Here is a 13,188-nt window from a genome sequence, read left to right on the forward strand (position 1 = left end):
ATAACCAAACTTTATTAACGGGGGGATTTCATTTGAAACCAATTAAAAAGTTACTTGTTGCAAACCGTGGGGAAATTGCCATTCGCGTATTTCGAGCGGCGACAGAGTTAGGCATTCGAACGGTAGCTGTCTATTCACAGGAAGATAGCGGTTCGTTACATCGCTTTAAGGCGGATGAGGCCTATTTGATCGGTGTAGATAAAAAACCGATCGATGCATACCTCGATATTGAAGACGTGATCCGAATCGCTAAGGAGTCAGGCAGTGATGCGATTCACCCGGGATACGGATTCCTTTCAGAAAACATCGAGCTTGCAAAACGTTGCCGTGAAGAAGGAATTATCTTTGTTGGTCCTCATGAATCCCATTTGCATGCGTTTGGAGATAAAGTCCGTGCACGTCAAAGCGCCATTTCCGCTGGACTTCCTGTTATCCCAGGTTCAGATGGACCACTCACATCGTATGAGGATGCTGAAGCATTTGCCAAAGAGCACGGCTTCCCGCTCATGGTCAAAGCATCGATGGGTGGCGGAGGTCGCGGGATGCGTGTCATTCGGACAGAAGCGGAAATGAAAGACTTGATCGAACGCGCGAAGTCAGAAGCGAAACAGGCGTTTGGTTCTGACGAAGTGTACATAGAAAAACTCGTCGAACGTCCAAAGCACATTGAAGTGCAAATCCTAGGGGATGAGCATGGTCACATCGTTCACTTGTTCGAGCGTGACTGTTCAGTTCAGCGCCGTCACCAAAAAGTTGTCGAAGTGGCACCGTGTGTGACCTTATCTGATGCATCACGTCAAAAGATTTGTGATGCGGCGGTCCAACTCATGCGACACGTCGGATACGTTAACGCCGGTACAGTCGAATTTTTGGTGACCGAGGACGAGTCGTTCTACTTCATTGAGGTCAACCCGCGCATTCAAGTCGAACATACGATCACAGAGATGGTGACAGGGTTTGACATCGTTCAAACACAATTGATGATCGCGCAAGGTGAATCGCTCCACGGCGATATGATTCAAATGCCAAAGCAAGAAGAGATCAAACTTCTCGGTTATGCCATTCAATCACGTGTGACGTCTGAAGACCCAGGAAACAACTTCATGCCGGATACAGGTAAAATCATGGCTTACCGTTCTCCAGGTGGCTTTGGTGTTCGTCTTGACGGCGGAAACGCATATGTCGGTGCAGAGATTTCACCGTACTACGATTCGCTTCTCGTGAAACTGTCGACACACGGCATGACGTTCGAGCAAGCCGCTTCGAAAATGGTTCGAAACTTGAACGAGTTCCGGATTCGTGGAATCAAGACGAACATTCCGTTCTTGATCAACGTGATGAAACATCCGAACTTCATCAATGGGGACTACAACACGTCGTTTATCGATGAGACACCAGAACTGTTCGTCTTCCCGAAACGAAAAGACCGTGGGACGAAATTGTTGAACTATATCGGTGATGTGACGGTGAACGGATTCCCGGGTGTCGGTCTGAAAGACAAGCCGATCAGCCGCTCGGTGCGAATCCCACATGATCTTCCGTCTGAAGCAAAACCAGGGACGAAGCAAATCCTGACGGAACTCGGACCGGACGGCCTTGCCGACTGGATCAAACGTCAACCGGAACTATTGTTGACGGACACGACGATGCGAGATGCGCATCAGTCCTTACTCGCGACGCGTATGCGGACGCAGGACATCCTAAACATCGCCGAACCGACAAGTAAACTTATGCCAGAATTGTTCTCGGTCGAGGCATGGGGCGGAGCGACGTTCGATGTCGCTTATCGTTTCTTGTCAGAAGATCCATGGGTACGTCTAATGAAGCTTCGTGAGAAGATGCCGAACGTCTTGATTCAAATGCTGCTCCGCGGTGCGAATGCGGTCGGATACAAAAACTATGCGGACAACGTCATTGAGAAGTTTGTCCATGAAGCAGCGTATGCAGGAGTCGACGTGTTCCGAATCTTTGACAGTCTCAACAACCTAGAATCGATTCAATTGGCAATCGATGCGACACTTCCGACTGGAAAAGTGGCGGAGGCAGCCATCTGTTATACGGGAGACTTGTATGATGGCAACCGTCCGAAGTACCACCTTCCGTATTACATCGACCTCGCGAAGAAACTTGAGGCGAGTGGTGCACATATCTTGGCAATCAAGGACATGGCAGGTCTATTGAAGCCGGAATCGGCCTATGCACTCGTATCGGCATTGAAAGATGCCGTCGATTTACCGATTCACTTGCATACGCATGATGCCTCTGGGAACGGGATCTTCACATATGCTCGTGCAACAGATGCCGGTGTCGACATTGTTGACGTTGCCGCAAGTTCCATGTCCGGAATGACTTCGCAACCTTCGGGTGGAAGCTTAGTGTATGCGCTCAACCATCACGAGCGTCAACCGAAGATTGATCCGAAGCAATATGAAGTGATCAGTGATTATTGGCAAGACGTTCGTCACAACTATGAACCGTTCGAGAGCGATATGCGTGCTCCGCATCCGTCTGTTTATGAGCACGAGATGCCAGGTGGTCAATACTCGAACCTTCAACAACAAGCGAAAGCGGTCGGTCTCGGTGATCGTTGGGGAGAAGTTAAAGCGATGTACGCCCGAGTCAACATGTTGTTCGGGGATATCGTCAAGGTTACTCCTTCTTCAAAAGTTGTAGGGGACATGGCGCTCTTTATGGTGCAGCACAACTTATCGGAAGAAGATGTTATGACGCGTGGTCATCAACTGGACTTCCCAGACTCAGTCGTGGAAATGATGCGCGGGGAGCTTGGGACACCTCCTGGAGGCTTCCCGAAAGATGTTCAACAAGTCATTTTAAAAGGCGAGGAACCATTGAATGTTCGTCCTGGTAAACTGATCAAACCATATGACTTTGAATCGTCTCGGGAAGAGTTGTTTAAGAGATTCGAACGACCGGTCACCGATTTTGAACTTCTCGCCCATGCCCTTTATCCGAAGGTATATGAGGACTATGTCAAACATACGACGACGTATGGGGACGTATCCGTACTCGACACGTTAACGTTCTTCTATGGATTAAATGTAGGAGAGACCATCCAAGTCGAAATCGAGACAGGGAAAACGTTAATCATCAAACTCGTTCAAGTGAGTGCGCCAAACGAGGATGGCATCCGTCTTGTCTCGTATGAGATGAACGGGGTTCCGCGTGAAATCGAGATTAAAGACGTGAACGTCAAATCGGCAACGACAAGCCGTCCGAAAGTGGACCGTTCGAACGTGAAACAAGTCGGCGCCTCAATGCCGGGGTCTGTTTTGAAGGTATTGGTCGAACCAGGTAGTCGCGTACATCGTGGAGAGCAGTTGCTCGTCACGGAAGCCATGAAAATGGAGACGACGATTCAAGCGGCACAAGATGGTGAAATTAAAGCCATTCATATTAAAGAAGGCGACACAATACAAAGTGACGATTTGTTGATTGAATTTGTATAATCAAAAGAAGCATAGTTCGCTATGCTTCTTTTTTGTAGATGGGAGTGGGAATGATGAAACGAGTATGTTGGTTTCGATCGGATTTCAGATTGACCGATAATCATATGCTTCACCGGGCGCTGAACGATATGGAGGATGGGGATGACCTCGCTTTCGTCTTTTGGCTAAATCCGAAATACTGCGATCCGTTTGAAGTGCGTCACGATTATTTCTTCTCGACGATGCGGACGTTTATGGATGATTTAGAGTCGAAAGGATTAGGGCTTCGAGTGCTTGTCGCGGAAACAGCGAACGATTTCGTGAAACAGCTCGGGGAGATGGATGTGCTTTACTTCAATGCGGAGTATGTGGAACCGTTCAAGCAACGAGACGATCGTGTCATCGAAGCTCTTAGTGAAGAGGTGAAAGTCGTACGACTCCTTGATCGACATCTGTTTCATCCCGATGCGTTTCGAACGAAGAGTGGGGATCCGTATAAAGTGTTCACACCGTTCAAAAAAGCAGCTTATGCCGAACAACCGCCAAAACCGTATGATGTTGATGTCGACCATTTAAAGCATTTCATCAGCTCAGAAAATGAGCAACCGAGTGAACTGAAGGACTTGTTCAAACGCTGTGAGCGAGAATGGAAAGGGTTAGGAGAGACCGAGGCGAAGAAACGCTTGACCCGTTTCGTTAATGATCGCATGGTCGATTATGACGAAAAGCGTGATATCCCGAGCATCGCTGGGACGAGTCGATTATCTCCATACTTACGGACTGGTGTGTTATCGGTTCGTACCATCACCGAGCAGGTACTGTCCGCGAGACAATCAAAAGGACGCGACACGTATTACGATGAATTGTTGTGGCGTGAATTTTACTATATGGTGATGGCAAAGTTCGACGGATTGAAAGACAATCCGTTCAATGAAAAATATAAAGCGCTTGAATGGGAAGACGATGAGGCGCAGTTTGAGAAATGGTGTAATGGAGAGACCGGCTATCCAATCGTTGACGCGGCGATGCGTCAGTTGAATGAGACGGGTTGGATGCACAACCGCCTGCGGATGATTGTTGCATCGTTCTTGACGAAACATCTCCTTCTCGACTGGCGAAAAGGAGAGCGCTATTTCGAACGGAAATTGATTGATTACGAGGCGTCATCGAATATTGGTGGGTGGCAATGGGCAGCCTCGGTCGGGACGGATGCTGTTCCATATTTCCGCATTTTCAATCCGACGACACAATCCGAACGATTTGACCCTGACGGAACGTTCATCCGGAAGTATGTGCCGGAGCTGAAACATGTGACGGACAAATCGATACACTTTCCGGACCCGGCAGAGCGAGAAGATTATGCGATGCCGATTGTCGATCATAAAGAAGCGAGAGAACGAGCCCTCGAACGATTTAAAGAATTGTAAACAAAAAAGCGCCGCGGCGCTTTTTTGTTTGGTCATCCGTTCATGTTGTTGAGTTGTGTCCCATCTTGTCGTGCTGTCGATCGGTATGCGTGATAAGAAAGATAAGCGAGGATACCGAAGTAGCAAGTGATTAAGAATGCGTGAAGGAGTGGCACATATGTGGCGTGTCCACCGAGAACGATCCAAGCACCTGTTCCGACTTGAAGCAGAATGAAGAAGAGAGAAGCCGTCATGCCTCGTTCGATTAATCGGTTCGCCTCTTTTCGTGACAAGTAAAGAACATATAGCGTATACAAGACGAGTATACCCGCCATGATCCGATGCCCCATTTGCACGTAAGATTCAAACGTCCATACACTTTGTTCACAGATTGGCCAACCGACACAAGCGTAAGTGGCACCGAGATGTCGGACGTAGGCTCCTGTGTATACGACGATCATCGTGTAGAGGGAGAGACCATATAAGTGGGACCGCAATCGGTTCGATACCAACTTATGTTCGCGGTCACCTTCGAATAAGAGAATGGTCAAAACCAAGAGAGAAGCGAATGAAACGAGAGAAATTCCGAAGTGCAGTGCCAAAATGGCGTCTGATTGTTGCCAAATGACAGCGCCTGCTCCGATGATTGACTGGATGAGCATGAAGATGAATGCGAGAAACGCAAAGATTTTCACATCGACCCGATGTTTGACCGCGATGAACGTCCAAATCGCGAGTGCGATGATGAGGAGTCCTTCAACACCTGATACGACACGATGACTGTATTCGATCATCGTCTCGACACTAGGGTTGGTCGGGATCAATTTCCCATGGCAGAGTGGCCAGTCTGTTCCACAGCCATCTCCAGAGTCCGTCTTCGTCACGGTTCCACCCATGATGAGGACAAGCATCATCCCGAGGGTGACAAACCCTGAGAAAAACGCGAGTTTTTTATGCATGCATTACCACCTGCTTCTAATCAAAATCCGATAAAAATGTACCTTGTTTATTTATATTTTTTTCGCCATACTTATTATACGGCTTTCCGTTCAAAAAACGAAATGGAAAAGCTTGCAATCGTTATCAAAAACGTTATTCTAATATTAGCAAAGCACATAAGGTGTGACAAATATCACACTATTGACACAAAAAACTCGCTATTTTACAAGCATAAAGGGCGTATTTTTTAAAAAAATATGGTATCTTTGTAGAGAGTTAAGTGTATTTTGTTCATATTGTGTTTTTTCTGTGAAGAGAATGCGAGGATTTCGTGATTATGTGGGGGGGTCAGTATGACAAAAGTCAACCCAGGGATGACGGTAGATGTAGAGTATACAGAATCAACGTCATTCCGAGATTACGTCGCCTTAGCGAAAATGGGAATCGTTCGCGCCAACCTGTTGTTGGTGTTTGCGGGATTCTTCGTGGCAGCGACGTACCAGAGCGATACGCCAGTCCTTTACTTGTTTGAAGTTTGGCCACAGCTCTTATTAACAATGTTAGGAAGCGCACTCGTGATTTCGGGGAGTTGTTACCTAAACAACTTTGTGGACCGAGACATCGATTACTTAATGGATCGTACGGACAATCGACCGAGTGTAACCGGCAAGATTTCAGGAGAGAAGATTTTACTTCTCGGATTGACACAACTTGCAATCGGAACACTTTTATTGCTCCTTGTATCGTACGTCGCCGCAGTATTCGGTTTAATCGGGGCATTTTTTTATGTCGTGATTTATACGATGTGGCTGAAGCGTACGAGTACGCTCAATACAGTCGTCGGTAGTATTTCGGGAGCCGTTCCACCGCTGATTGGTTGGGCAGCATTAGACCCGACACTTCATATCGATGCGTGGCTCATGTTCCTTGTCATGTTCTTATGGCAACCACCACACTTCCTGGCGCTCGCCATGCGACGGACGGAAGAGTATCGAGCGGCAGGCATTCCGATGCTTCCGGTCGTGAACGGATTTGCCATCACAAAACGGCAGATCATCTGGTGGATTGTGACGCTGATTCCAGCATCGCTCTTATTTATGCATTACGGTCTTGTTTACTTGACAGTCGCAGCCGGTTTAGGGGGCTACTGGTTGTATCTCGGATTGAAAGGATTCAAAGCCGAGGATGAAATCAAGTGGGCAAACAAAATGTTCTTCTATTCATTAATTTATTTAGTCGTGTGGATTATCGCGCTGATTTTGACTGCAGCATTGGCATAATCGCACTCACTATATAGAAAACCATTACACATCATTTTGGGAGAAAGTGGGGATTGTTGTGAAATCATTTAAGAAGCTTCTGTTTGGCATCGTCCCGATGATGATGTTCGCAGTCCTGTTATCAGGTTGCGGTCAAGAGGGATTGTCTGCATTGAAGCCGATGGGAGAAGGGGCTGAGCTTCAGCTCCGCATCATTCTCATCAGTTTGGCGATCATGCTCTTCGTACTCATCATCGTCACGGTCATTTACGTGTTCGTGCTTATGAAGTTCCGTCGGAAAGATGAATCAATTCCGAAGCAAGTTGAAGGTAGCAGTACACTTGAGATGATTTGGACAGTCGTTCCGATTATCCTTCTCGTCATTCTCGCTGTACCGACAATCACAACGACTGTCGAACTCGCGAAAGCGAAAGAAGCGAAAAAAGAAGAAGAAATCAACGTTACAGCAAACTTGTACTGGTGGGAATTTGAATATCCAGAAGCAGGCGTTGTAACAGGGCAAGAACTCGTCATCCCAGTTGGGAAGCGAGTAGGAATCAACTTGACGTCTAAAGATGTCATTCACTCATTCTGGGTACCGGCTTTGTCTGGTAAAACAGATACGAACCCAGGACTTGATAACGAAATGTGGTTACATGCAAATGAACCAGGTACTTACTATGGGAAGTGTGCCGAGCTTTGCGGTCCGTCACATGCCCTCATGGACTTTAAAGTCATCGCGCTCGAGCAAGAAGATTACGACAAATGGCTCGAAGACATGAAAGCAAAACAAGACGAAAACGCTGAAAAACTTGTGGCAGACAACGCAAACTTGACAACAGGTGAAGAAGTGTATGTCCAAAGCTGCTTAAGCTGTCACGGTGGCGGTAAAGTCGCACCTAGTTTAACGAACTTCGGAGATCGTGAATGGCTCACAGGTTACCTTGAAAACAATGAGGATAACTTGAAAGAGTGGATTCGCAACCCGCAAGACAAAAAACAAGGGGCTAAAATGCCAGCTTTCAATGAGGGTCAAATCAGCAACGAAGAGTTAGACGCACTCGTTGACTTCTTGTATGAGCAGAAAATTGACTAACGGGAAAAGGGGGATTTCACGTGGCACAGACCACTGCAATGCAGCAATCGCGTAAATACAATGGCATTATGGATTGGATTACGACGGTTGACCACAAAAAAATCGGTATTTTGTATTTGTTCTCAGGAATCTTCTTCCTCCTTCTCGGTGGAATTGAAGCATTAATGATTCGTTGGCAACTTGTCAAACCAATGAACGACTTCGTCAGCGGTGAGACGTTTAACCAGTTGATTACGATGCACGGGACGACGATGATTTTCCTAGCAGCGATGCCGATGTTATTCGGTTTCATGAACGCTGTTGTCCCACTTCAAATCGGAGCGCGCGACGTTGCGTTCCCTTATGTAAACTCATTAGGTTTTTGGTTGTTCTTCTTCGGGGGAGTCATGCTGAACTTAAGCTGGTTCTTCGGAGCTGCACCAAACGCAGGATGGACAGCTTATGCACCACTTTCAACACAGCCTGAAGCGAGCGGTGTAGACTTCTACGCACTCGGACTTCAAATTTCAGGTTTCGGTTCGTTGATGGCCGGGATTAACTTCCTCGTCACAATCTTGAACATGCGTGCGCCAGGTATGAAACTGATGCGTATGCCACTCTTCACATGGACGACGTTCGTTGCATCTGCATTGATCGTCTTCGCATTCCCACCACTTACGGTCGGATTGTTCATGTTGATGTTTGAGCGACTCTTCGGAGCTGCATATTTTGACCCAGCAATGGGCGGGAACATCGTCATCTGGGAACACCTTTTCTGGATCTTCGGTCACCCGGAAGTATACATTTTGATCTTACCGGCATTCGGTATTTTCTCGGAAATCATTCCGACATTCGCGCGTAAACGTCTCTTCGGTTACACGACGATGGTCTTCGCAACAATGTTGATCGGTTTCCTTGGATTCATGGTTTGGGTTCACCACATGTTCACAGTCGGTCTTGGTCCAGTTGCGAACTCAATCTTCGCAGTCGCAACAATGGCGATTGCTGTACCAACCGGTGTTAAAATCTTTAACTGGCTCTTCACATTGTGGGGCGGTCAGATTAAATTCAACGTGGCCATGCTCTATTCAGTCGCGTTCATTCCTTCATTCCTCGTTGGTGGGATGACAGGGGTTATGCTCTCAGTTGCTCCGGCTGACTATCAGTACCATGATAGTTACTTCGTCGTCGCTCACTTCCACTACGTTATCGTAGGTGGGGTCGTATATGGTCTTTTCGCAGGACTTTACTACTGGTTCCCACTTATGTTTGGTAAAGCGCTATCTGAGAAACTCGGTTACTGGCAGTTCTGGTTATTCTTTATCGGTTTCCACTTGACGTTCTTCCCGCAACACTTCCTCGGATTGTTCGGTATGCCACGTCGAGTCTTCACATACCTTGGTGGCCAAGGTTGGGATACCCTCAACTTGCTCTCGACAGCAGGGGCATTCTTCATGGGTGTATCCACGATCGTCTTGCTCATCGCCGTTGTGAAAGCCTTTATGTCTAAAGAACGCGTCAAACCAGACCATTGGGGAGACGGACGTACGCTTGAGTGGTCACTTCCTGTACCGACTCCTGAGTACAACTTTGCTCAAACGCCACTCGTCAAAGGTCTTGACACACTTTGGCTCGAGAAGATGGCGGGGAACAAGCGTGTATCTGTTTCTGAAGAAGTGACAGACATCCACATGCCGAATAACTCGATTATTCCGTTCTTCACATCACTCGGTCTCTTCATCGCTGGACTTGGTGCGATCTTCCACTTGGATAACTCTGTGGTCGGTTGGTCACTCATTGGAGTTGGATTAGCGATGACGTTCGTTTCGATGTTCCTACGTTCATGGATTGACGATCATGGCTACTACATTCCGAAGTCTAAAGTCGAAGCAGACTTGAAGGCGATTCGCGAGAAAGGAGAACAATAAATGGCACATGCAGTTGAAAAACACCCAGTGACCGGAATTCCGGCCAACCCAGAGAAAGCAACGCTGGAAGGGAAAAATAAATATGTGGCCTTCTGGTTCTTCCTTGGTGGAGAGACAGTCCTCTTCGCCTCGCTCTTTGGAACGTATGTCGGTCTTTTAAACTCTGGTGCGCCAGAGGAGTTACGTTCATACAATATCTTTGAGATGGAGCTCGTCTTTATCATGACGATGCTCCTCCTCACAAGTTCACTTACTAGTGTCCTTGCGATGATGAATATGAAAGCAAATAATACGGGTCGCATGAAACTTTGGTTGATTGTGACACTCGTTCTTGGAGCAGGATTCCTAACTGCAGAGATTTATGAGTTCATTCACTACTACCATATCGGTCACACGTTTACGTCAAGCGCGTTCGGTTCAGCCTTCTATACGTTAGTCGGTTTCCACGGTGGACACGTGACGTTCGGTCTTCTTTGGATCACGACACTCTTGATTCGTAACTGGAACCGTCCGATCGATGTATACAATGCACCAAAATTCTATGTATCGAGTCTATACTGGCACTTTATCGACGTTGTTTGGGTCTTCATCTTCTCAATCGTCTACCTCTTAGGGATGGTGAGCTAATATGGAAAAACGATCAATGAACGAAACACACAGACAGTTAGAACTTGAAATGAAAGCAGAATCAAAACGCGAGTATCAACTTCAGTTGATCAGTTTCGCGATGATGATCTTGCTCACATTCGTAGCATTCGGAGCCGTTTATGCGGAATTGATGCCAGTGTGGGCAGCAGGTGGTTTCTTAATCATCTTGGCGATCATTCAAGTATTCTTACAGTTGTATATTTTCATGCATATGAATAACCGTGGGAACACGTGGATCGTTGGTATGATGTGGTTAGGCATCTTTGTCGCCATCATCACGGTCGCTGCACTACGTTTACTCATTTGGTAATTGTGACAAAGGATTGAACATCTGTGGAAACACGGATGATTCGGTCCTTTTTCCTTTACTTCAAAAATGAATGAATAGTAATCTTGAAGTGAACGGTTTCAAAGGTCAGGGAGAGAAAGAAAAGGGGTGAACGGATGCTCTGGAATACGTCGGAGCTGCTCAATCAATTTGATTGGCTCACGTTATGGAGTCCGCTGTTCGGATTGCTCATGGTCGGGATTTATGTACTATACGCCGTCGTGACAGAGAGAATGGCGAAGCGAGGATATGCCTCGACCACGTTATTACAAAAGTTTAGTATGTTGTTCGCGATTTTGTTGTATTATATCGGTTTTGGAAGTCCAATCGATGTATTGGCTCATATCATCTTATCGGTGCATATGTTCCAAATGGTGCTTGTTTATATTTTGGCACCGGCTCTCGTTGTATACGGACTCCCATATTGGGTGTTTGAAAAATTACTTAGCTTTAAAATCATTGGACCAACGTTTCAATTTTTAACAAAGCCACTGATTGCACTTCTATTATTTAACGCATTGTTCTCTATCTATCATATGCCGGTCGTGTTCGATTACGTATTGACGAACTATGGGGTGCACCGAATTTTCCACGGCTCGTTAGTCGTCTTTAGTTTGACGATGTGGTATCCGGTCATCGTCCCACTCGTCTCAGACGAGGAAGAAGGCATGTCAGATTTGAAACGAATGGTGTACATTATCGCTAACGGGGTATTGTTGACACCTGCTTGTGCACTGATCATATTTAGCCAGACAACGCTTTATAACGCCTATACGGACGTCCAGACGTTCGCTTCGGTGCTCGGTTATTGTCTACCGAACGGAGATGTATCGGGAATCGATTTAGAGGCGTTGATGGGTGCGACGAACAGTGCACTCGAAGACCAGCGTTTCGGTGGGGTCTTGATGAAACTTGGTCAAGAGCTCGTATATGGATTCTTTTTCGGATGGACGTTCTTCGGTTGGGTAAGACGGACGAAATCCCTTGCTGTAGATGAAGGCATGTCCTTCACACCACAAGAGACAAATGAGAAAAACTAAACAGAACAAAAAGGGGAAACATTGATGAACTATCTTGCCTTAATTAGTGTGTCATTCATCGTCATCAGTGCGATACTTGTCGCCATTGGATGGGTGATTATCGCAAAAGACCGCAGCAACATTGAAAAACATAAAAAAGTGATGACAGCTGCTGCGATTGCGGCGACTACTTTCTTCATCCTTTATGTGTCACGAACCGTGTTTGTCGGAAACACAGCGTTCGGGGGACCAGATTCGATTAAACCGTATTATCTCGGCTTTATGATCTTCCATATCTTATTGGCGACAACAGGCGGTGTCCTCGGATTGATTTCGCTTTATCTCGGTTACAAAAATAAAATCGAGAAACATCGCAAAATCGGACCGAAAGCCTCAGTGATTTGGTTCTTCACAGCCATCACAGGTGTCATCGTCTATATCCTTCTCTACGTGGCATATGACCCGGGTGAGACGACGAACGTATTCCGCGCAATAATCGGATGATCCATAGAGAGGGAGAGCTATATGAAACGGAATAGCTATATGACGGTTGGTTTGACCGTCCTGACGCTTGCCGTCATCGGAGTAGCAGTATATTTTATATTCTTTGATCAAGAGGATTTACCGGTCATTCAAGAACCGACGCCGTTCACATTGACGAACGCGTTAAACGAAGAAACATTCAATTCTGATGATGGAAAAGTAAAGATTGTGACATTCTTTTACACGAATTGTCCAGATATTTGTCCATTGACGCTACGTGATTTCATGAAGCTTGAAAAAGAATTAAAGGCCGAAGGATTATACGGCACAGATGTAGAACTCGTGGCGATCACGGTTGATCCTGAGGTCGATACCGTGCCAGTTCTTCAAAACTACGGAGAAGCATTCCAAGCAGATCCGACCGGGTGGAAGATGTTGACGGGTGAGCAAGTGGATATTGATCGAATTACACGTCAACTTCAATTCTATTATTCGAAGGCGAACAGCGGTCTCGTGACTCACGCGACAACGATGTACGTCATCGACCGTCATCACGATGTACGTGCTGTCGCGCAGATGGCAACGGCAGGGGATGAGCCGGTCGATATCGAATCTATCATGGAGGACGTGAAAGTGCTCGCGAATGAAAAGGAGTGA

At 46.7% G+C, this 13,188-nt stretch carries 11 protein-coding genes; 10 read left to right on the plus strand and 1 reads right to left on the minus strand.

What is annotated here, in order from left to right:
* Positions 1-32 precede the first annotated feature (32 nt).
* Together KNO90_RS08915 and KNO90_RS08920 are read left to right on the plus strand one after the other, a co-directional pair.
* Complete coding sequence (locus KNO90_RS08915; RefSeq protein ID WP_215113468.1) at positions 33-3,467, plus strand: pyruvate carboxylase; 3,435 nt, start codon at positions 33-35, stop codon at positions 3,465-3,467.
* A gap of 53 nt (positions 3,468-3,520) precedes the next feature.
* Positions 3,521-4,873: a cryptochrome/photolyase family protein gene (locus KNO90_RS08920; RefSeq protein WP_215113469.1), complete on the plus strand. Its 1,353-nt coding sequence runs from the start codon at positions 3,521-3,523 to the stop codon at positions 4,871-4,873.
* Between the two features lie 32 nt (positions 4,874-4,905).
* Here the strand turns inward: KNO90_RS08920 and KNO90_RS08925 are convergent, their stop codons facing one another.
* Positions 4,906-5,811: a COX15/CtaA family protein gene (locus KNO90_RS08925; protein ID WP_215113470.1), complete on the minus strand. Its 906-nt coding sequence runs from the start codon at positions 5,809-5,811 to the stop codon at positions 4,906-4,908.
* Between the two features lie 333 nt (positions 5,812-6,144).
* Here KNO90_RS08925 and cyoE point away from each other — a divergent pair, with 333 nt between their 5' ends.
* The 8 genes from cyoE to KNO90_RS08965 all read left to right on the plus strand — a co-directional run bounded on the left by cyoE (position 6,145) and on the right by KNO90_RS08965 (position 13,188).
* On the plus strand, positions 6,145-7,071 hold the full coding sequence (gene cyoE / locus KNO90_RS08930) for a heme o synthase (protein WP_214739926.1): 927 nt from the start codon (positions 6,145-6,147) through the stop codon (positions 7,069-7,071).
* 58 nt (positions 7,072-7,129) lie between these two features.
* Entirely contained in the window at positions 7,130-8,146 is a 1,017-nt protein-coding gene (gene coxB, locus KNO90_RS08935; protein WP_353047808.1) for a cytochrome c oxidase subunit II, read from the plus strand.
* Between the two features lie 38 nt (positions 8,147-8,184).
* Positions 8,185-10,053 (plus strand): cytochrome c oxidase subunit I, encoded by a 1,869-nt coding sequence (gene ctaD, locus KNO90_RS08940; protein ID WP_214742358.1) that lies wholly within the window; start codon positions 8,185-8,187, stop codon positions 10,051-10,053.
* Positions 10,054-10,680, plus strand: coding sequence for a cytochrome (ubi)quinol oxidase subunit III (locus KNO90_RS08945; RefSeq protein ID WP_214739928.1), 627 nt, complete (start codon positions 10,054-10,056; stop codon positions 10,678-10,680).
* Position 10,681: 1 nt separating this feature from the next.
* The gene (locus tag KNO90_RS08950; protein WP_214739930.1) at positions 10,682-11,011 is read left to right on the plus strand and encodes a cytochrome C oxidase subunit IV family protein; all 330 of its coding nucleotides are present in this window, start codon (positions 10,682-10,684) and stop codon (positions 11,009-11,011) included.
* Positions 11,012-11,145: 134 nt separating this feature from the next.
* Complete coding sequence (locus tag KNO90_RS08955) at positions 11,146-12,069, plus strand: cytochrome c oxidase assembly protein (protein ID WP_214739932.1); 924 nt, start codon at positions 11,146-11,148, stop codon at positions 12,067-12,069.
* 24 nt (positions 12,070-12,093) lie between these two features.
* Positions 12,094-12,552, plus strand: coding sequence for a DUF420 domain-containing protein (locus tag KNO90_RS08960; RefSeq protein ID WP_214739934.1), 459 nt, complete (start codon positions 12,094-12,096; stop codon positions 12,550-12,552).
* Positions 12,553-12,573: 21 nt separating this feature from the next.
* Complete coding sequence (locus KNO90_RS08965; RefSeq protein WP_214739936.1) at positions 12,574-13,188, plus strand: SCO family protein; 615 nt, start codon at positions 12,574-12,576, stop codon at positions 13,186-13,188.

It is taken from the genome of Exiguobacterium sp. s63, assembly GCF_018617335.1.
Taxonomy (GTDB): domain Bacteria; phylum Bacillota; class Bacilli; order Exiguobacteriales; family Exiguobacteriaceae; genus Exiguobacterium.